Below are 19,400 nucleotides of genomic sequence, written 5' to 3' on the forward strand. Positions count from 1 at the left end.
TCACTTTTTGTGTCATTTATCTATGTAAGATTCATCTTGCAAACGTCTATTTAGAATTGCTTTACAACTTTACTTTTGAACCTTAGGGTAACAAAAATAATATTTGACAATAGATTTTGACAACGCATTTAAACTCATCTTATCCAATGTTTTACTTACATCAGAAATAGTTCCTTGCTTCTTTGAAATTGTAATTCTTTCTTCTTTTAAATCGTATGCCTGATTGCTTACTTTTCCTTCGAACACAAAATAAGCTGCTTCATTTTTTGTTAGATTATTGGCGCTCGCAAAATCTGTTAGTTTTTTATCTATAACTCCTTTTAATTGAGGTTTTTCAGAAATAGTCACCTTTAGTAGCTTACGGTCTATAATAATATTACAAAGCTCAGATAGCACAAAATCTTTATGAGTACGCCACTCTTTAATAGCTGCAATTATATCTACATCATCCAAAAGTGCAAACTGTTCCAAAACCTCAGAATCGAAATCTTTTCTGCCAATAGAATTATTTAAAAAGAAGCTCAAAGCAGTGCTGCAATTCAAAGAATGTCCAGATTTTATTAACTCTTTGGCCCTTTTAAACACACGAATTAATAATTGCTCAGCTGCTAATGATGTTTTATGTAAATAGACTTGCCAATACATAAATCGACGCGCCATTAGAAATTTCTCTACAGAATAAATTCCTTTTTCTTCAACCACTAAATTGCCATCTACAACGTTGAACATAGTTATTAAACGTTCGGCATTAATATTTCCTTCTGCAACTCCAGTATAAAAACTGTCACGCTTTAAATAATCAAGTCTATCAATATCCAACTGACTGGATACAAGTTGATTTAAAAATGCTTTTGGATGTTCCTTTTTGAATATTTCAATAGCTGTAGTTAAACTTCCGTTAAACCGTTTATTGAGTTTTTCCATAAAAAGCAACGAAATATGCTCATGACTAATTCCTTCAACAATACTATGTTCCATGGCGTGGGAAAAAGGTCCATGACCAATATCATGTAATAAAATAGCACATAGCAAACCTGTTTCTTCATCTTCTGTAATTACAACTTGCTTGTAACGAAGGGCTTGTATGGTATTTTGCATTAAATACAAACAACCCAAAGCATGATGAAATCTTGTATGATGAGCTCCAGGAAATACTAAATATGATAACCCCATTTGCGAAATTCTACGCAAACGTTGAAAATATGGGTCTTCTATCAACTGATAAATCAAATCATTAGGTATTCGAATAAATCCGTAAATTGGATCATTAAATACTTGCCCACCTGAGGGTGCGGAATTAAGGGTGTTTATTTGCGACAAAATAATTGCTTTAATAGAGCAAAGATACTTACTAAATGAACAAGATTACTATACTTTGGGTCGATGATGAAATAGACCTGTTGAAGCCACATATTCTTTTTTTAGAAGGTAAAAATTACGAATGTATTACTTGCCCTAGCGGACAAGAAGCTCTTGAACTACTTCAAGAAAACAAAGTTGACATCGTTTTCTTGGATGAAAACATGCCTGGCATTTCAGGCTTAGAGACTTTAAGTGAGATTAAATTAATGGATGCTTCCATACCTGTGGTAATGATTACCAAGAATGAAGAAGAATCCATTATGGAAGATGCCATTGGTTCTAAAATTGCTGATTATTTAATTAAGCCTGTTAATCCAAATCAGATATTGTTATCCTTAAAAAAGAATTTAGACCATTCAAGATTAGTTTCTGAAAAAACCACTTCGAACTACCAGCAGGAATTTCGGAAAATTGCAATGGACCTTTCCATGGTAAATAGTTATGAGGAGTGGGCACAATTGTATAAAAAACTAATTTATTGGGAGCTGCAGTTAGAAGAGATTGAAGATAGTGGCATGTTCGAAATTTTAGAATCACAAAAAGTTGAAGCTAATGCCCAATTCGGCAAATATGTAGATAGAAATTATGCGGATTGGTTTGAGGGACATGATGGCCCAGTAATGTCTCATACACTTTTTAAGGAATGGATTGCTCCTGAGCTTAAAAACACGCCTACTCTTTTAATTGTAGTAGATAATTTACGATATGACCAGTGGTTCGCTTTTGAAGATACGGTAACCAACTTTTACAAAAAGAACAAAGAAACTTCTTACTACAGTATTTTACCGACCGCTACCCAGTATGCAAGAAATGCTATATTTTCTGGTTTGACACCCTTGGATATGGAAAAAAAGTATCCTAATTGGTGGAAAAATGACACTGATGAAGGCGGGAAAAATTTATTTGAAGCAGAATTTTTAGGCTCACAAATAGACCGACTAGGTTTAAATCTAAAATGGGAATACCACAAAATTACTAGCCTAAAACAAGGCAAGCAATTATCACAAAATTTTAGATCGCAAAAAGATAATGATTTAACAGCTATTGTTTACAATTTTGTAGATATGCTTTCACATTCAAAAACCGAAATGGAAGTTATTAAAGAACTTGCCTCTAATGATAAAGCCTATCGTTCACTTACCTTAAGTTGGTTTAAAAATTCACCATTGCTTGAAATTATACAGCAAGCGCAACAGCTTGGAATGAAATTGATTATTACTACTGATCACGGTACTATTAATGTAAAGCAACCTTCAAAAGTTATTGGTGATAAAGACACCAGTCTTAATTTACGATACAAAACAGGACGTAGTTTAACGTATGAAGACAAAGATGTACTGGCAGCACGTGATCCTAAAGCTATTCATTTACCCAGTATAAATATGAGTAGCTCTTATATTTTTGCCAAAAACGATTTGTTTTTTGCGTATCCTAATAACTACAATCATTATGTAAGTTATTATAGAAATACCTATCAACATGGTGGGGTTTCTTTAGAGGAAATGATTATACCTTTTGTAGTTTTGGAGCCTAAATAAACACTTACAATGCAACTTTTATATTCGTTAGACCAAATAAATAGTGTCGCTCAAGGCATCATTCAAAATGCCGCTTTTAAAACACTTTGTTTTCATGCAGATATGGGTGCTGGCAAAACCACTCTAATAAAAGCCTTGGTTGAAGAACTCGGCGGTGGTTCAGTTGCCAATAGTCCTACTTTTGGAATTGTAAATGAATATCACAAAGAAGATGGTGAACTCTTGGGGTATCATTTCGATTTTTATCGATTGGAAGATGAGACCGAAGCATTAGACTTAGGCCTAGAAGATTATTTAAATCAAGATGTTTGGGTTTTTATAGAATGGCCAGACAAAATTCAATCGTTCTTACCAAAAAAGGCAAGTAATATATCCATCGATATTATTGATCCAGTCACGAGAAGATTGGAGCTAAATTAGTCAAGATTCATGAATCAAAAAACAAAAGCGATGGGCCTATAATATTGCCTTTTAGCTATGTTCTATTTGTTGATGGCTAATGGCCATTTTATCGTTGAATGGCATATTTTGTCGTCAAATAGTCAAATAAATCACTTTTTACGTATTTTTGTTGGGAACGTGAACTCTATCTAAATCTTCAATTCTTTACCTTTTTTTGGCTAAGAGAATTTTTTATCGAAATGAAAAATATCATTTTTACCTTAATCGCAACTTTTACGCTGCTAGCTGTTTCTTGTGAACCCAATACATCGTCTAAAGGAGATGATATTTATGAGGACGACATAGAAAATGATGAATTAGAATAATATCTTTCTAAACTGAAACGGAGGAATAGTAGGTTCTCATCGCTATGTGTGCGATTCTAATTTTCATCCTATTATACTTTTCATTTATTATTGTAAATTTGTTACAGTGCCGTTCTATTGCACTGTAAAATGTAATTATGAACCAACCTAGCTCGCCTTTTAGCAAGTATCAACTGCTTCCACAAGAAGAAATGCTTGAAGTTTTAAAGCAAAAAGGAGAATTATTTATTGGCATTCCTAAAGAAAATCCGAATAAAGAACGTCGTATTTGTCTTACTCCCGATGCAGTAAACGCAATTACCAGCAATGGACATCGCGTGTTAATTGAAAAAGGTGCCGGTGAAGGGGCTAATTTCTCAAATAAAGATTATACAGAAGCTGGTGCCGAAATATCAACGGATACTAAAAAGGTATTTTCTTGTCCACTCATTTTAAAGGTTGAACCCCCTTCTATTGCTGAAATAGCAATGTTGAACCCGCAAGCTATTGTAATTTCTGCATTACAGATTAAAACGCAGTGTAAAGAATATTTTGAGGAATTGGCTAAAAAACGAATTACTGCTATTGCTTTTGAATATATACGCGATGTAGACGGAAAATTTCCTGCTGTGCGATCTCTTAGTGAAATAGCGGGTATTTCATCCGTATTAATTGCTGCTGAATTAATGGCAACAACCAATAAAGGTAACGGACTTATGTTTGGTAATATAAGTGGCGTGCCTCCTGTTGAAGTGGTTATTATTGGAGCTGGTACGGTTGGTGAATTTGCTTCACGGTCCGCATTAGGTTTAGGAGCTAATGTCAAGGTTTTTGACAATTCTATTACCAAATTAAGACAGATTCAAACCAATTTAAAACAAACAGTTTACACATCTACTTTACAACCAAAAAACCTAATGAAGGCTTTAAAACGTTGTGATGTAGCTATTGGTGCCATTCGAGGTCATGATCGCTCTCCTGTAGTTGTTTCGAGCACTATGGTTGAAAACATGAAAAAAGGTGCGGTAATTATTGATGTTAGTATTGATATGGGTGGCTGCTTTGAAACTAGCGAAGTTACCTCTCACAGCAAACCTACAATTGAAAAATTTGGTGTAGTGCATTATGCAGTGCCCAATATTCCATCGCGGTATCCTAAAACAGCTTCAATATCAATTAGTAATATATTTACACCATATTTGCTAAAACTTGGTGAAGAAGGCGGATTGGAAAATTCACTTCGATTTGATAAAGGTCTCAGAAACGGACTTTATATGTACCATGGTATTTTAACGAGTAAAGCCGTTGGTGACTGGTACGATCTTAAATATAATGATATCAATTTCTTGATTTTCTAAAATGGCATTTATAAAACGTTTGGGGTTTTACCTCTTCGGATTATCAATTGGATTGGTATTCCTATCAATATTCTTAAGAAAAAAAGCAGATGAAACAGGAGTGTCCTTCTGTTATTTCCCAAATTGTAGGGCTTTAAAAGATATGCGGTCTAAATCGGTTAATTATTCTGATGAATTAGCTCAAATGATTGCGTATAACCAATTGGACACCATACAGGTAAAGCAATTTTTTAAGGAAGGTGAAATTAATTTTAGCAAGAGTGATACGCATGCAAAACCTTGTAAAATATACCTGATTGAAAAGGATGTGGATGGGGTACTGAAAACATTGACCGTAAAAAATTGTAATACTAAAATTGTAATTGAATCAATAGAATAGTTCACCTGCCTCCTATTCAAATCTTATATTTTTCTACGTTTTCGTTCTTTTTTCAACAAAGATAACTCTCGAGTTGTTTGCCCAGCAACGGAAGTATTTTCTTCTGCACGACGAATTAAATAAGGCATAACATCTCTAACAGGACCAAATGGAAGGTATTTGGCTACGTTATATCCAGCATGTGAAAGATTAAAAGAAATATGATCACTCATTCCAAACAATTGACCAAAAACAATGTGATCATCTTGTTTATCTATTCCATTTTCTTCCATTAACTGCATTAATCTATAACAACTCTCCTCGTTATGGGTGCCAGCAAATATTGAAATGTCATCTAAATTATCAATACTGTAGGCTATAGCTGCATCAAAATTTTCGTCTGTAGTAATTTTGTCTTTGCAAATAGGGCTCTTATATCCCTTTCTCTCAGCTCGTTCACGCTCCTTTTCCATATAGGCGCCGCGAACAACCTTAATTCCAATTTTAAAATTAACTGCTTTAGCTCTTTCGTGAAGCGCACTAAGATACTCTAATCTATCCCAACGATACATTTGTAATGTATTGAAAACTATAGCCCTTTCCTTATTGTATTTCATCATCATGCTTTCGATTAAATCATCGGCAGCATCTTGAATCCAGCTTTCTTCGGCATCAATCAACAACCGAACGTCCAAGTCATAGGCTTTCTTACAAGTTTTGTCTAAACGTGCAACGACACGCTTCCATTCTATTTCTTCATCCGCAGTAAGTTTTTCTTTTAAATTAACCTTCTTAAATAAAGAAAACCTTCCATAAGCACTTGGTTTAAATACCGCAAAAGGAATTGCTTCTTTCTCTTTTACAAAATCGATTATTTTTAAAATTGTATGTAATGCATTATCGAGTGGGTCTTCGGTATCTTTACCTTCTATCGAATAATCTAAAACAGAATGCACGCCTTTAGACCACAATTTGTCAACTACAGGCAAGCAATCATCTTCACTTACTCCACCGCAGAAATGATCAAAAACTGTGGCTCTTATTAAGCCTTCCACGGGTAAATGTGCTTTAATTGCAAAATTAGTCATCAACGTTCCCATTTTTACTAAGGGCTCATTGGCGATCATCTTAAAAAGGAAATAAGCACGTTCAAGTTCAGAATCAGATTTAAGCGCAAAAGCGGTTGCTGTATCCTCAAAAATTTGGTCCATTTATATTGTTTTTTTCAAGCCATAAAGATAAAGACAGAAAATATATTCTTTTGCTAATTATTTACCTTTATTTTGCAGTCTTATCTAGAATAAATATTCTTGCAACTACTTTAAAGTTAATAATGATGGAGTCTATTGTTACCGATTCTTCGGCAGTACATTTTAATGAACAGGCTTTTACTGAGCTACTTAATCATATTTCTATAAACTCGTATTCAAAAATATTTGTACTTGTTGATGAGAATACTAAAATCCATTGTTTGCCAATTTTTAAGAATATGGTGAATTTTGAGTTTATTCTTTTACAAATTACTTCTGGTGAAATACATAAGAATATTGAAACGTGTGTAAAAGTTTGGAATGACTTAAGTAATTTAAATGCAGATCGCAAGAGCTTATTAATTAACCTCGGTGGTGGCGTTTTAACCGATTTAGGAGGATTTGTAGCTTCCACGTTTAAAAGAGGTATAAACTTCATCAATATTCCTACTACCTTACTTGCCATGGTGGATGCCTCTGTTGGTGGAAAAACTGGTGTGGATTTAGGTGTCTTAAAAAATCAAATTGGTGTTATCAACCAACCACAAATGGTTTTAGTAGTACCGAATTTTCTTAAAACCTTAGAAGAACGCCAATTGCATAGTGGTTTTGCTGAAATGCTAAAACACGGATTGATAGAGAGTGAAGCGTATTGGCAGGAATTAAAACGAGTATCAGATTTTGAGAATTTAGATAAGCTTATCCATGATTCTGTGCTAATTAAAAATGAAGTGGTTTTAGAAGACCCAACGGAGCAAAATCGAAGAAAAACCCTTAACTATGGGCATACATTAGGCCATGCTATAGAATCTCATTTTCTTGAAGATGAAGATAAAGAAACGCTGTTACATGGTGAAGCCATTGCTATTGGTATGATTTTGGAAGCCTATTTATCTACTGTAGTAACCGGATTAACACAATCTTCACTAAAAGACATTTCAGAAACCTTTTTATCTCGTTATAAGAAGGTTAGCTTTACCGATAATGATATCGAAATTATTTTGTCATTACTGAAATATGATAAAAAGAATTCTCACGGAAACATCAATTTTGTACTACTTAAAACTATTGGTGATACTCAGATTGATGTTAAAATTGATTCGGAATTATTTATTGAAGCATTTTCTTACTACAAACATCTCTAATTTCATATACTAAAATTAGACTTTGACAACTCTTTACTAAAACGAATGCTAAAAATGCATAGTTTAGTTTTCAATAAGAAGCGCATGACTTTTTAATATTGTCTTGTTACTTATTGCCCAAATTTTACATATTAAATAACCTGAGCAATCAGAATTAAAAAACCTATTATGTTACGTAAACTTATTGATTACAAGAAGCTTGACCATCAATTAGCAGCCTTATTAATTGAAACTTACCCTGATGGGTACGGTGATGATGATATAATCACTTTTCAAAATGCTAGTGGTGAATACGTACAAGCCGTAGAATTACAAACCGATGACACTTTCTATTTGGTTAAAATCAGTAAAAGTCTTGCTAATTTTATTGCAACTTTCGATGATACTATTGAAAGAGAATTAGATGCTAGTTCTTCAAGAATTTTAGAAGAAGTAGAATCAGCGGATATGGAATTTGAACAAAGCCAAGAAAACGATACTGAAGAGGAAACAGATGTAGAATAAGTTTCTATAGATATCTTTCTCTTATTATATTTCTATGGTGTTTCTGATGCCCTGAAATTATGAAGCCAATAGCGGCAACACTCAATTCAGCGTTATTTGTTATCCCCTTGGTTTCTAATATATTTCTATCAAAATTTGTGAAAAGAGAAATTGTAGCTTTTCGTACAATCTTATATTCTTCGATTAAGCTTTCTTTTGATCTGCGGTTTGCAAATGAATTCGGCACGTAATCATCTTGCTCAAAACCAGGCAAAGGTGTTTTATCGCCTCTAGAAAAACGTAAAGCCCTATATTGAAATACTCTTTCCGTATCAATTATATGTAATAATACTTCGGCTAAAGTCCATTTACCATCATCATAGGCATAATGGAGCTTTGCATCAGGAATACTCTCCATAAATTGAGGGAAATTCTGCAACTGTTTCTGGTGCATATCCATTAGCGATACATCACCCAAAGTATTTAAGTAAGTCTGAAAAAAAGAATTGTAATCCCCAACCTTCAATTCAGACTTCCTCATACACTTTTTACCTTATAACTCATTAAAAATAGTATGCATCAAACGTTTTTTATCGTTTATGCTTTCTTCTAATGAAATCATGGTCTCGGTACGACTTATACCATCAATATCATCAATTTTGAAAATGATGTTTTTAGCATGATTCGTATCTTTTGCTCTAATCTTACAAAAGATATTGAACTTACCAGTTGTAATGTGCGCAACAGTTACATATGGAATTTGATCTAATCGCTCTAATACAAATTTAGTCTGATGTGTTTTCTCTAAGAAAATTCCAACGTATGCAATAAATGCATATCCTAGCTTAATATAATCTAGGGTTAAGGAGGATCCTCTTATGATACCAGCTTCTTCCATTTTCTTAACACGTACATGAACTGTACCTGCGGAAATCAAAAGTTTTTTAGCAATATCTGTAAAGGGGGTTCTAGTATTGTCAATCAACATATCCAGAATCTGGTGGTCTATTTCGTCCAATTTTACTTTGGCCATAATCGAATTATTTTTTGCAAAAGTAAGTAATAATGAAATAATATTTAATTATTTGATGAAATTTCTATTTATAACGTAACAAATCGAACAATTCTTAATTTAATTATAAATTATTGTTAAGTATTTTACAAAGCTCCCTTTGTCCCTTTAATTCAGATAGTTGGCTTTCAATTGCGCAATCATATACCTTATGCCCGTAGTATTCGGTTAGCTCACCAATTTTCTCAATCTTTGGATTAAATAGTACTTTGTTTTCCTCCAAACACTCAACAAATTGCAGGGCCACAGCATCTTTCGCTTTTATAGTGGCCTTAAATAAATGTGCATTTTTAATAATTATATCATAAAACTGCTTTCCGTTTTCAGGAATATTAAAATAGTCTTCATAATTATATGCAGAAATAGTATCTGTACTGATGGTTGCAATCGAAGTAATTAATGAATTAAAAATAAATTGTCGAACCACTTCTCTATCGTAATCATTCTGAAAATGACCTGCTTCAAATAAAATAGTTGGACAATTTAAACTTTGAAAGGTATCACCCACGCAGTTAAGATTAAAACCATCATCATATCGGCCTACGCCATCAGGAATATCTTTTTGTAATATCTTATTCATAGCAACAATCAATTGCATAGCTATTTTTCGAGGAGTTGTAATGTTTCTTTCTGCATCTACCGATGGTGATAGAAACGAAACTGTTGCAGATTTATCAGTTTCACCTACATTATAAAAAGTGCGCTGACCATGTAAATTAAAAGCAAAATGAGGATTAAACGATTTAAATGTTTCATGTAAGACAATGCTTTCTGGTTGCGTTAAATCTTGTGCATCTCTATTTAAATCAACTTGGTTGGCATTAACTCTTGTATATGCTGCAGCTCCATCCGGACTGAGTATTGGAATTATTTTTAAAGTGCAATTATTTAATAAATCCCTACTATCTTGCTGATTAGTACTAAGAAAATTCAATACATCTAATACAGCTTTGGTAGTTGTAGATTCATTTCCGTGCATTTGAGACCACATAAAAATTCGACGTGATCCATTACCTACCGTTACACTTTTTATAGGTCTTTGTTGTACTGATTTGCCTATAGTTTCTACAATAAAAGACTCATTTAAATTCGATAAAAAATCATCAATTGACTCATTTGTTATATATCTTCCAGATACACTGGAAACTTTAATCTGTTTGTAGTTAATCTTATTAATCATGTGCATTGTACTAGATAGCACAAATGTACTTTTAAATCTAGTTACATAACAATTCTAATTTGTGAGCAATATATACTTTTTACAATTCCAAGTTAAACTATAGTGTCTATTTTGGTTATTTTTACCCAATGATTCGATATACACTTAGCATATTATTCTTGTTGTTGTTAACCTCATGTTATCAACCTGAAAGAAATTGTAAAGATTTTAAAAATGGTAAATTCACGTTTGACTATATGGTAGATAGTGTTGCTAAGACAGGGGTCTTTACACGCGAAAATGATCTTAGCATTGAGTACTATGAAGGTAAAATTGATAGTTCCACAGTACGCTGGGTAAATGATTGTGAATACATCGTAAAAAAAATAAACCCTAAAAGTATGGCTGAAGAAAAACCGGTTCATATTAAAATATTGACAACCACAGATAATTCTTATACATTTGAATTTAACATTGTTGGTAATACCAAAACCAAATCGAAAGGAACCGCCATCAAAACCGATTAAATCATGTTTGAAATTTTTGCCAACCCAGATGGGTGGATTGCACTGATAACACTAACTTTCTTGGAGATTGTTCTTGGTATTGATAATATTATATTTATCTCAATAGCTGCTGGCAAATTAGAGCCTACCCACAGAAAAAAAGCAACTAATATTGGCCTTATATTGGCTATGGCAATGCGAATATTGCTTTTATTTGGGATTACATGGCTTACTGCAATGAAAAAACCATTCTGGGTATTTAACGAATCTTGGATTTCAGGTGGAATTAGTGGGCAAGCGATTATTTTGTTTTTAGGAGGACTATTTCTACTTTATAAAAGTACACGTGAAATTCATGAAAAGGTAGAACATAAAGGACACGATGAAGTTGAAGTGAAAAAATCTAGGTCTACTTCTTTAACTAAGGCTATCGTTCAAATCACCATGATTAACATTGTATTCTCTTTTGATTCAATTTTAACGGCGATAGGAATGACAAATGGTATTTCACCAAATCCGAATGATGCCCTTGTGTTGATGATTATTGCAGTAGTTATCTCTGTCGTTATTATGATGTTATTTGCTAACCCTGTTGGAAACTTTGTAAACAAACATCCTTCTATTCAAATATTAGGCCTTTCTTTCCTAATTTTAATAGGGTTTATGCTTATAGCAGAAGCGGCTCATATCGGACATGTAATTGTCTTTGGCAATGAAGTTGGAACTATACCAAAAGGATATTTATATTTCGCAATTGCATTTTCTTTATTGGTGGAATTCTTGGATTTAAGAATGAAAAAAAATACGAAATCTGAGATTAAAGAAATATCTTCTGAAGTGTAAAAAATTTAATTCTTGTTGTTACAACTACCCTATCATAACCATGCTACGTTTAAATAGCAATTTTGGAACTTTAATAAGAATTAGTCCAATCTATATCCCTTTAATTAACTTATCAGTAATAGATTCTAATTGGCTTGGTTCAACAGGTTTTATAATATAATCAGAAATTTCGCTAATCTTATTTGCTCTTTCCACATCAGCTGGATCTACAGAGGACGAAACCATGTATATGGTTATTTTTTTACCTAGACTAGGCATAATCTTAATATATTCTTCCATAAACTGAAAACCGTCCATAATAGGCATATTAATATCAAGTAAAATAATATCGGGAAGCTCATTATCATTATTGAGATTCTCTATCATAAAATTCAATGCCTCTTCGCCATCATAAAATGCACGTATGTTCTCTGCAAGGTTTAAAGATTTAATTGTTTTTTTTATGGTAAATTGATAAATATCGTCATCATCTACAATACAAAAGTTTAATTTTTTACTCATATTCCTTCATTAAAATTAATACTGAAAGTGGTTCCTACATTTACTTCACTTTCAACGGTTATTTCCCCTCCCATTGATTCAATTTGCACTTTAGTCATAAATAAACCAACTCCTTTGGCATCTGGATGTCTATGAAAAACCTTATTTAATCCAAATATTTTACTGCCATGTCGGTCTAAATTTATCCCAAGTCCATTGTCCTTAAACTTAAGTTTTAGTAAGCCATCTTCTACCACCGATTGCACGCTAATTTCTGGCTTTCTAACATCAGATTTATACTTTATGGAATTGCTCAGTAAATTAAGGAAAATACTTTCTAAATAAACTCGATTGTAATTAATATTTGGATATTTTTTAAAATCCCCTGTTATTTTAGCTTCTGTATCTAAAATTTGACCAGTAAGAATTTCTTTGGTCTTGTTTAAAAATTCAGAAAATTCAAGAGTCTCTATTTCAACAGTGGTTTCACTTTTAGTTTTTAATGCTTGAATTAATGTATTTAGCGTATCTGTTAAATGATTTATTACAATTTCAATTTTATCAAATAAGATGCCTCTTTCCTCTTCCGTAGCAGAAGTCTTATAAAATTCTATTAGGGTATTTAAATTACTTACTGGCGCCCTTAAATTATGAGATGTTATATGTGCAAAATCAGCTAATTGTGTGTTTTGAAAAGTTAGTTTATTGGCCAGTATTTCTAAACCTTCCTTTGCTTCTAAAATTTTCTTTTCAGCCTTTTTTTGAATCGTAATATCTCTTATAGCGGCAGAAAGCAATAAACCTTCTTCTGTTTTTAATGGGCTAAGGCTTATTTGTATTGGTATTTTCTTACCCTTTTTGTTTATTCCATATAATTCTCGACCATCTCCCATCTTTCTGGTCTTGGGGGTGTTATAAAGCATCTTTCGATGTTCATTATTCTTAAATGAATAAGTGTCAGGTATTAATATATCTACAGCTTTATTAAATAATTCTTCAGGGGAATAACCAAACAACTTTTCCGCTTGTTTATTTATTAACTGTATATTACCATCATCATTAACAATTACCATTGCATCTGGTGCAGATTCGAGCAAGCCTCTAAATTTTATTTCTGCCATACGTTGTTGCGTAACGTCCTGACAAGTACCCATGAATTCAATAACCTGACCATCATTATCTGAAATCACCTCTCCAAATATTTGAACCATTTTAGTTACACCATTAGTAGTTACAATTCTATGGAGTAAATCGTGAAAAAGATTATCTTCAATAGACTTAGCAATAGAAACATCTACCATTTCTTTGTCTTCAGGATGAACACAGTTTAAATACGAATCAAAATTTAGCACTTCACTTCTATCAATTTCAAAAATACGGTACAAATTATTTGAAAAGGTAACATCACTGTTAACGGTATTCCATATCCAACTACCTATACTTGTTAATTGTTCGGCTTTATTTAAAATATGATTTTTACGTAAAAGGTCGGTTTCTATCTTTTTTTGTAGTGTAATATCTCTGATTGCGGCATAAACTAGTATACCATCTTCTGTTTTTAGCGGACTTAAATTTATTTGTAATGGTATTTCCTTTCCATTTTTATGAAGACCATATACTTCTTTATCATTATTCATTTTTCTTGGCATAGCTTTGTTAAAAAACTCGTCAAGATCTTTTACCTTCTCAGGTTTATATTTGTCTGGAATTAACAAATCAACTTTTTTACCAATAAGTTCTTCAGATGAATAGCCAAATAACTTTACAGCTTGTTTATTTACAAGTTGAATTATTTCCTTATCATTTACAATTACCATGGCATCTGGTGCAGACTCTAAAAGACCCTTAAACTTAATCTCTGCCATTCGCTGTTGCGTAACATCTTGGCAAGTACCTATTAGCTCCACTACGTTCCCAGATTCATCTGAAATAACCTCACCAAGTAATTGAATAGTCTTCGTCTTTCCTTTTGCAGTTACAATACGATGTAAAAGATCGTAAAACTTTTTATCGTTTATTGATTTATCAAATGATGCACTAACAATCTCTTTATCATCGGGATGTACGAAGCTAAAATAAAAATCAAAATCTAAATTTTCCCTAGGTTCGATTTCAACTACATCAAACAAGTTTCTAGACCATGTAACATGATTAATTACTGTGTTCCATTGCCAATGCCCCATTTTTGTGAGCTTTTCAGCTTCATTTAATATTTCATTTTTTAATAAAAGGTTTTTTTCAATTATTTTTTGATGATCAACATTTTTCAGAATCCGCATAAAACCAATACACTCCCCTGAATCTGTTTTTAATGGAGTTAATGTTGAATGTGCAATAAAAGTTGAACCATCTTTTCGAGTAACGGTCCATTCGCGCGCATCATAATCATTATTTTCAGCTAGTACTTCATATGCATCAAAACTGGCATCTTTAATTTTATACCTAGCAGCGATATCTTCTTGAAATTTTTGATATTCTTCCTTAACTAGAAAAAAATTAGTCTTTTTCTTACCAATTAAATCCGTTGCAGAATAGCCTAATAAGATTTCAGCTCCTTCATTAAACTGATATATGATTCCTTCCTTATTTATTGCCATAATGGCTGTAATGTCGGATTTTAATTTGCCTGGCATTCGCGGTATATTATTTATGCATTTTTAAACTAAGCTCCTAAATATGGACAAATTCAAGGAAATTAAATTTATATAAAATTCTGTACAGTAGATGAATTCAATAATTATCTAACGCCAAACATAGTTCTATATACTAGTAAAAATGTATTTAGTTTTTTTTAAAACTATAACAAAAAAAAAAGCCTACCAATTGGTAGGCCATATATTTGTAAGTTCTTTCTTCTTAATAATCAGTAGATAACCGTGAATTCTCTTAATTGGGTCTTTCGAAAGCTACTTCCGGATTCTGTGTTTTTTGTTTTTTAAACAAGCGTTGTTGTTGTCTAACCGTCATTGTACTTCCATCATGACTCCAACCTGGAGGACCAAAAATGTACATTAACTTATGCCAAATCTTTGGCGACTTTTTCATATCATTCCAAATATCCTTATACTCATGAGTTAATATTACTATTGGATTGTATGATTCCGGTGCATGAATTACACCGAATTTAACTTCAATATCGTCATCTAGTTCTTTCCAAGTACCAAAAATCTTATCAAAAATGTTTAAAAACCCTCCATGATTTTTGTCTAAATATTCAACATTTTGTGAGTGATGCACCTGATGCATCGTATGCGTATTGAATATTTTTTCTATCCATCCCATTTTCGGTACATACTTCGAATGCAATTGAAATTGCCAAAAAGATTCTATGGCCAAAGCAAATATCACTACTTCAACAGGAAAGCCTACAGCTGGCATCCACATATAAAAGAACGGTTTGTATAATAATGTAAACCAACCATTTCTAATAGCAGTTCCTAAATTAAAATGATCGGATGAATGATGCACGATGTGCGCTGCCCATAAAACTCGAATTTCATGATTGGCCCTATGAAACCAATAGTAAGTAAAATCATCTGCAAGCTGACAAAGTAAAAATATATACCATTCATATCCGAATGATTTATATCCCATAATATTCATTCGAACCCCATCTACCATGGGATTAAACAATTCATAAGCAAAATTAAAAACTACAATTAATACGGTAAGTTTTATTAATGGGCCTAGGATTGCAGATCCAATACCCATAGCACCACTCGCCATTAAGTCTTTCCAAACATATAAATCTTCATCACCATGGGTGTGACTATATGTAATTTCCAATAAAATTAGTGCTATGAAACAGGGTACTCCGTAAATAAGGGGGTTTGTTAAATCCATTTAAACAACTTTCTGCAAAGGTAATTATTAATACTCACTCGATAATTTATTTATTCTCCTTTCTCAGAAGCTTGTTTTGCTCTATTAATAATTTTTCAATATTTGACAAAAGCGCAATATTTTTTGGTGTCTCCACCTCAGGATCTTCAGGATTTTCTGCTTTGCTTCTAAATTTATTTATGCCTTTTAACAAAAGAAAAATAGTAAGAGCAACAATTGTAAAATCTATAAAAACTTCAATAAGTTCGCCATAGCCTATAGCAACTTCTTCAACTAATTCTGTTCCTTCTCTAAGTACAAATTTTTTGTTTGACAATTGTACATCCTCTGTTATCAAAGACAATGGTGGCATTAATATCTTCTTAACCAGAGTATTAACAACGGCATTAAAAGAGGCTCCTATAATAATGCCAATGGCCATATCAACCATATTACCTTTTACAGCAAAACTCTTAAACTCCTCTATAAAATTTTTAAACATTACAAATTTTTAAAATAATGTAGTTTGTCCTTCATCTTCATCATTAGTATCGTCTCCCTCCTTTTTTGGAGTCTCAGATTTCTTAGAATCTTCACTTTTAACAGTGCCATTGTCGACATTCTCTTCACCAACAACTTCAATTTCTTCTGCTACTTTCTCAGCAGGAACCTCATATGGCAATGGTTCTAAACCATTAATTTCCAAAACCTTGTCCTTTGTCAATTGATTACCCATTGCAGTAATTCCTTTTATTGCAATAAATTCCTCAAGATTTACTATTAGGTTTTCTTGTCGATCCTGTCCACGTTTTTTACCAAATACTATTTCTGCTTGCGGACGATAGTCCGTAAATATTTTCTCTAAATACGATTTCGGATGATCAGTTAGAATGTTCTCCTCCTTGTCAGGATTATCAACTAAGAATCGTTTTACATAAAATATTTCTTTATCACCTTCCCAATAGATTGCTGATAATGGCTTTTTTGGATTCCATTTTTCCAAAATAATCATATCATCATCAAAATGTAAGGTCAATTCCGGAATTACAGTTTTAACAACTCCACTTTGTTTTACAATTAACAGTCGATTCTCACTGGTAAACTCTCCTAAGAATTCTCCCCGAGCGTCTATGTTTAAACGCTGTACCGTATCATCAAACCAAAGTTTTCGAGGCTTTAATGTGGAAAGTCCTTTTTCTTTTAACTCTACCCTTTTTACTGTGTATTTGGTAACCAAATTACCCTTAGTTCCTCTACCCTTAATTAATACATCTGCGAAATCTAAATCCCATTTGAGCTTTTTAACACTACCTACTTGTCTTAAATTAATGGTGACCACTTCGCCTTCCCCATTCGGATTTGCTGAAAAATGGAACACGATAGAACTCGGTTTGCCCGTAGTTACATCGTATAATTTATCCCTAGTAATACTAGTTACATTAAAACGCTTAATATAAGTTGGGCCTCCTTTTCCGTCTCTATAAATTAAATTATATATGGTGCGCTTATCTTTCTTCTTAAAAACAGCAACATGGAGGATATTCTTTCCAATAAATGTCTTTGAATCCACTTTAAAGACCATCATTTTACCATCTTTGGTAAACACAATTATATCATCAATGTCACTACAATCGGTTACGTACTCATCTTTCCGTAACGATGTGCCCACAAACCCTTCTTCACGGTTAACATATAATTTGGTATTGCGAATTACAACCTTAGAAGCTTCAATATTATCAAAAGTTCTAATTTCAGAAAGCCGTTCTCTGCCCTTTCCATACGTATCTTTTAATCTTTTGAAATAAGCTATCGCAAACTCAATCAAATGAGCTAAGTGGTGTTTTACCTCTGCTATTTTTTCTTCAAGATTATCAAGATGTTCTTGAGCTTTGTCTATATCGAACTTCGATATCTTCTTAATTTTTATCTCAGTTAAACGTAGAATATCTTCTTCAGTAACTGGTCTTTTTAAATGCTCTGTATGTGGTTTTAATCCTTTATCAATTGCTGAAATTACACCTTCCCATGTTTCTTCTTCTTCAATATCTCGGTAAATTCTATTTTCAATAAATATCCGCTCTAATGAAGCCGCATGCCACTGACTTTCTAATTCTCCAAGTTGAATTTCCAATTCTTGGCGCAACAATTCTACAGTTGCATCTGTAGAACGTTTCAACATTTCAGTTACCCCAATAAAAAGTGGTTTGTTGTCTTCAATAATACATCCTAAGGGTGATATTGAAGATTCGCACGAAGTAAACGCATATAAAGCATCTATAGTTTTGTCTGGAGAAATTCCAGAAGGTAAATGAATTAATATTTCAACATTAGCAGCGGTATTATCTTCAATCTTTTTGATTTTGATTTTACCTTTATCATTCGCCTTTAAAATAGAATCTTTTAAAGAAGTTGTATTCGTGCCATAAGGTATCTCGGTAATGACGAGCGTATTTTTACTTTGTGTGGAAATACGCGCACGTACACGTATTTTTCCACCCCTTAATCCATCATTATAATTCTCAACATCTATAATCCCTGATGTTGGAAAATCTGGAAACAGTTTGAAACGTTGCCCCTTTAAATGCTTTATTGAAGCATCAATAAGTTCATTAAAATTATGTGGTAGCACTTTTGTAGACAAACCTACTGCAATACCTTCTGCACCTTGAGCCAATAATAACGGAAACATCACCGGAAGATTTACCGGTTCTTTTTTTCGGCCATCATATGATTGCTGCCATTCTGTTATTTTGGGACTAAAAACTACATCTAAGGCAAATTTTGATAGTCGAGCTTCAATATATCGCGAGGCTGCTGCCCTATCTCCTGTGAGAATGTTTCCCCAGTTACCTTGGGTATCTATTAATAGGTCTTTTTGACCCATTTGAACCATAGCATCGGCAATACTAGCATCACCATGTGGGTGATACTGCATGGTATGCCCTACAACGTTAGCTACTTTATTATACCGACCGTCATCGAGCTCTTTCAAGGCATGCATTATACGTCTTTGAACAGGCTTAAAACCATCTTCTATAGCAGGGACTGCCCTTTCCAAAATTACATACGAAGCATAGTCGAGAAACCAGTCTTTGTACATTCCGGTAACACGAGTAAGCGCTTCATCCTCATCTACTTCTTCAGTATCATGTACCGCTATGCCATCATCACCATCAGAGCTACCCTCATCCCCAATACTTTGATCTTGGTTATCTTCAGGTTTACCCTCCTCATCAGCAGGTAAATTTAAATTTTCATCATTTTCTTCCATTAAGGAA

19 protein-coding genes are annotated in these 19,400 nt (G+C 33.0%); 9 read left to right on the top strand and 10 right to left on the bottom strand.

Translation table 11 applies throughout. From position 1 onward, the window contains the following. Positions 1 to 69: 69 nt before the first annotated feature. Positions 70 to 1,320 carry an HD domain-containing protein gene (locus ABJF52_RS12365; RefSeq protein ID WP_348150590.1) on the bottom strand — a complete coding sequence of 417 codons (1,251 nt, stop codon included), beginning with the start codon at positions 1,318 to 1,320 and terminating at the stop codon, positions 70 to 72. Between the two features lie 35 nt (positions 1,321 to 1,355). Between ABJF52_RS12365 and ABJF52_RS12370 the strand changes: the two genes are divergently transcribed. The 5 genes from ABJF52_RS12370 to ABJF52_RS12390 all read left to right on the top strand — a co-directional run bounded on the left by ABJF52_RS12370 (position 1,356) and on the right by ABJF52_RS12390 (position 5,383). Next, the gene (locus tag ABJF52_RS12370) at positions 1,356 to 2,900 is read left to right on the top strand and encodes a response regulator (protein WP_348150592.1); all 1,545 of its coding nucleotides are present in this window, start codon (positions 1,356 to 1,358) and stop codon (positions 2,898 to 2,900) included. 9 nt (positions 2,901 to 2,909) lie between these two features. Further along, on the top strand, positions 2,910 to 3,320 hold the full coding sequence (gene tsaE / locus ABJF52_RS12375; protein WP_348150595.1) for a tRNA (adenosine(37)-N6)-threonylcarbamoyltransferase complex ATPase subunit type 1 TsaE: 411 nt from the start codon (positions 2,910 to 2,912) through the stop codon (positions 3,318 to 3,320). A 221-nt stretch (positions 3,321 to 3,541) separates the two neighbouring features. After that, positions 3,542 to 3,667, top strand: coding sequence for a hypothetical protein (locus tag ABJF52_RS12380; protein WP_348150598.1), 126 nt, complete (start codon positions 3,542 to 3,544; stop codon positions 3,665 to 3,667). A 137-nt stretch (positions 3,668 to 3,804) separates the two neighbouring features. Continuing rightward, positions 3,805 to 5,004, top strand: coding sequence for an alanine dehydrogenase (locus tag ABJF52_RS12385; RefSeq protein WP_348150601.1), 1,200 nt, complete (start codon positions 3,805 to 3,807; stop codon positions 5,002 to 5,004). Between the two features lies 1 nt (position 5,005). After that, entirely contained in the window at positions 5,006 to 5,383 is a 378-nt protein-coding gene (locus ABJF52_RS12390; RefSeq protein ID WP_348150604.1) for a DUF4258 domain-containing protein, read from the top strand. A 23-nt stretch (positions 5,384 to 5,406) separates the two neighbouring features. Here ABJF52_RS12390 and ABJF52_RS12395 read toward each other — a convergent pair whose 3' ends face one another. Further along, complete coding sequence (locus tag ABJF52_RS12395; RefSeq protein ID WP_348150607.1) at positions 5,407 to 6,573, bottom strand: proline dehydrogenase family protein; 1,167 nt, start codon at positions 6,571 to 6,573, stop codon at positions 5,407 to 5,409. A gap of 125 nt (positions 6,574 to 6,698) precedes the next feature. Between ABJF52_RS12395 and aroB the strand changes: the two genes are divergently transcribed. After that, the gene (gene aroB / locus ABJF52_RS12400) at positions 6,699 to 7,757 is read left to right on the top strand and encodes a 3-dehydroquinate synthase (RefSeq protein WP_348150680.1); all 1,059 of its coding nucleotides are present in this window, start codon (positions 6,699 to 6,701) and stop codon (positions 7,755 to 7,757) included. Positions 7,758 to 7,925: 168 nt separating this feature from the next. Beyond that, on the top strand, positions 7,926 to 8,261 hold the full coding sequence (locus ABJF52_RS12405) for a hypothetical protein (protein WP_348150610.1): 336 nt from the start codon (positions 7,926 to 7,928) through the stop codon (positions 8,259 to 8,261). A 4-nt stretch (positions 8,262 to 8,265) separates the two neighbouring features. Here the strand turns inward: ABJF52_RS12405 and ABJF52_RS12410 are convergent, their stop codons facing one another. The 3 genes from ABJF52_RS12410 to ABJF52_RS12420 form a co-directional block, all read right to left on the bottom strand. Continuing rightward, entirely contained in the window at positions 8,266 to 8,781 is a 516-nt protein-coding gene (locus ABJF52_RS12410) for a DinB family protein (RefSeq protein ID WP_348150613.1), read from the bottom strand. A gap of 12 nt (positions 8,782 to 8,793) precedes the next feature. Further along, positions 8,794 to 9,273 carry a winged helix-turn-helix transcriptional regulator gene (locus ABJF52_RS12415; RefSeq protein ID WP_348150616.1) on the bottom strand — a complete coding sequence of 160 codons (480 nt, stop codon included), beginning with the start codon at positions 9,271 to 9,273 and terminating at the stop codon, positions 8,794 to 8,796. A gap of 103 nt (positions 9,274 to 9,376) precedes the next feature. Next, entirely contained in the window at positions 9,377 to 10,492 is a 1,116-nt protein-coding gene (locus tag ABJF52_RS12420) for a M14 family zinc carboxypeptidase (RefSeq protein WP_348150619.1), read from the bottom strand. Positions 10,493 to 10,620: 128 nt separating this feature from the next. Here ABJF52_RS12420 and ABJF52_RS12425 point away from each other — a divergent pair, with 128 nt between their 5' ends. After that, positions 10,621 to 10,998 carry a DNA topoisomerase IV gene (locus ABJF52_RS12425; RefSeq protein ID WP_348150622.1) on the top strand — a complete coding sequence of 126 codons (378 nt, stop codon included), beginning with the start codon at positions 10,621 to 10,623 and terminating at the stop codon, positions 10,996 to 10,998. 3 nt (positions 10,999 to 11,001) lie between these two features. Then, positions 11,002 to 11,820: a TerC family protein gene (locus ABJF52_RS12430; protein ID WP_348150625.1), complete on the top strand. Its 819-nt coding sequence runs from the start codon at positions 11,002 to 11,004 to the stop codon at positions 11,818 to 11,820. 90 nt (positions 11,821 to 11,910) lie between these two features. Here the strand turns inward: ABJF52_RS12430 and ABJF52_RS12435 are convergent, their stop codons facing one another. From ABJF52_RS12435 to ABJF52_RS12455, 5 genes are all read right to left on the bottom strand, one after another. Then, positions 11,911 to 12,321, bottom strand: coding sequence for a response regulator (locus ABJF52_RS12435; protein ID WP_348150627.1), 411 nt, complete (start codon positions 12,319 to 12,321; stop codon positions 11,911 to 11,913). Continuing rightward, positions 12,318 to 14,933 (bottom strand): PAS domain S-box protein, encoded by a 2,616-nt coding sequence (locus ABJF52_RS12440; RefSeq protein WP_348150630.1) that lies wholly within the window; start codon positions 14,931 to 14,933, stop codon positions 12,318 to 12,320. Before ABJF52_RS12440 ends, ABJF52_RS12435 begins: the two co-directional genes overlap by 4 nt. Before the next feature lie 253 nt (positions 14,934 to 15,186). After that, entirely contained in the window at positions 15,187 to 16,143 is a 957-nt protein-coding gene (locus ABJF52_RS12445) for a sterol desaturase family protein (protein ID WP_348150633.1), read from the bottom strand. Positions 16,144 to 16,189: 46 nt separating this feature from the next. Then, the gene (gene mscL / locus ABJF52_RS12450) at positions 16,190 to 16,624 is read right to left on the bottom strand and encodes a large conductance mechanosensitive channel protein MscL (RefSeq protein WP_348150636.1); all 435 of its coding nucleotides are present in this window, start codon (positions 16,622 to 16,624) and stop codon (positions 16,190 to 16,192) included. Between the two features lie 9 nt (positions 16,625 to 16,633). Next, complete coding sequence (locus ABJF52_RS12455; RefSeq protein WP_348150638.1) at positions 16,634 to 19,393, bottom strand: DNA gyrase/topoisomerase IV subunit A; 2,760 nt, start codon at positions 19,391 to 19,393, stop codon at positions 16,634 to 16,636. Positions 19,394 to 19,400: the final 7 nt, after the last annotated feature.

Origin of the sequence: Aurantibacter sp. (assembly GCF_039941195.1) — a bacterium.
GTDB lineage: Bacteria > Bacteroidota > Bacteroidia > Flavobacteriales > Flavobacteriaceae > Aurantibacter_A.

Coding starts and splice junctions, on each gene's coding strand:
- ABJF52_RS12390 (WP_348150604.1), top strand. CDS start 5,006: ATGGCATTTATAAAACGTTTGGGGTTTTACCTCTTCGGATTATCAATT.
- ABJF52_RS12415 (WP_348150616.1), bottom strand. CDS start 9,273: ATGGCCAAAGTAAAATTGGACGAAATAGACCACCAGATTCTGGATATG.
- ABJF52_RS12395 (WP_348150607.1), bottom strand. CDS start 6,573: ATGGACCAAATTTTTGAGGATACAGCAACCGCTTTTGCGCTTAAATCT.
- ABJF52_RS12440 (WP_348150630.1), bottom strand. CDS start 14,933: ATGCCAGGCAAATTAAAATCCGACATTACAGCCATTATGGCAATAAAT.
- ABJF52_RS12405 (WP_348150610.1), top strand. CDS start 7,926: ATGTTACGTAAACTTATTGATTACAAGAAGCTTGACCATCAATTAGCA.
- ABJF52_RS12380 (WP_348150598.1), top strand. CDS start 3,542: ATGAAAAATATCATTTTTACCTTAATCGCAACTTTTACGCTGCTAGCT.
- ABJF52_RS12435 (WP_348150627.1), bottom strand. CDS start 12,321: ATGAGTAAAAAATTAAACTTTTGTATTGTAGATGATGACGATATTTAT.
- ABJF52_RS12445 (WP_348150633.1), bottom strand. CDS start 16,143: ATGGATTTAACAAACCCCCTTATTTACGGAGTACCCTGTTTCATAGCA.
- ABJF52_RS12385 (WP_348150601.1), top strand. CDS start 3,805: ATGAACCAACCTAGCTCGCCTTTTAGCAAGTATCAACTGCTTCCACAA.
- ABJF52_RS12420 (WP_348150619.1), bottom strand. CDS start 10,492: ATGATTAATAAGATTAACTACAAACAGATTAAAGTTTCCAGTGTATCT.
- ABJF52_RS12425 (WP_348150622.1), top strand. CDS start 10,621: ATGATTCGATATACACTTAGCATATTATTCTTGTTGTTGTTAACCTCA.
- ABJF52_RS12370 (WP_348150592.1), top strand. CDS start 1,356: ATGAACAAGATTACTATACTTTGGGTCGATGATGAAATAGACCTGTTG.
- ABJF52_RS12430 (WP_348150625.1), top strand. CDS start 11,002: ATGTTTGAAATTTTTGCCAACCCAGATGGGTGGATTGCACTGATAACA.
- ABJF52_RS12410 (WP_348150613.1), bottom strand. CDS start 8,781: ATGAGGAAGTCTGAATTGAAGGTTGGGGATTACAATTCTTTTTTTCAG.
- aroB (WP_348150680.1), top strand. CDS start 6,699: ATGGAGTCTATTGTTACCGATTCTTCGGCAGTACATTTTAATGAACAG.
- ABJF52_RS12455 (WP_348150638.1), bottom strand. CDS start 19,393: ATGGAAGAAAATGATGAAAATTTAAATTTACCTGCTGATGAGGAGGGT.
- tsaE (WP_348150595.1), top strand. CDS start 2,910: ATGCAACTTTTATATTCGTTAGACCAAATAAATAGTGTCGCTCAAGGC.
- mscL (WP_348150636.1), bottom strand. CDS start 16,624: ATGTTTAAAAATTTTATAGAGGAGTTTAAGAGTTTTGCTGTAAAAGGT.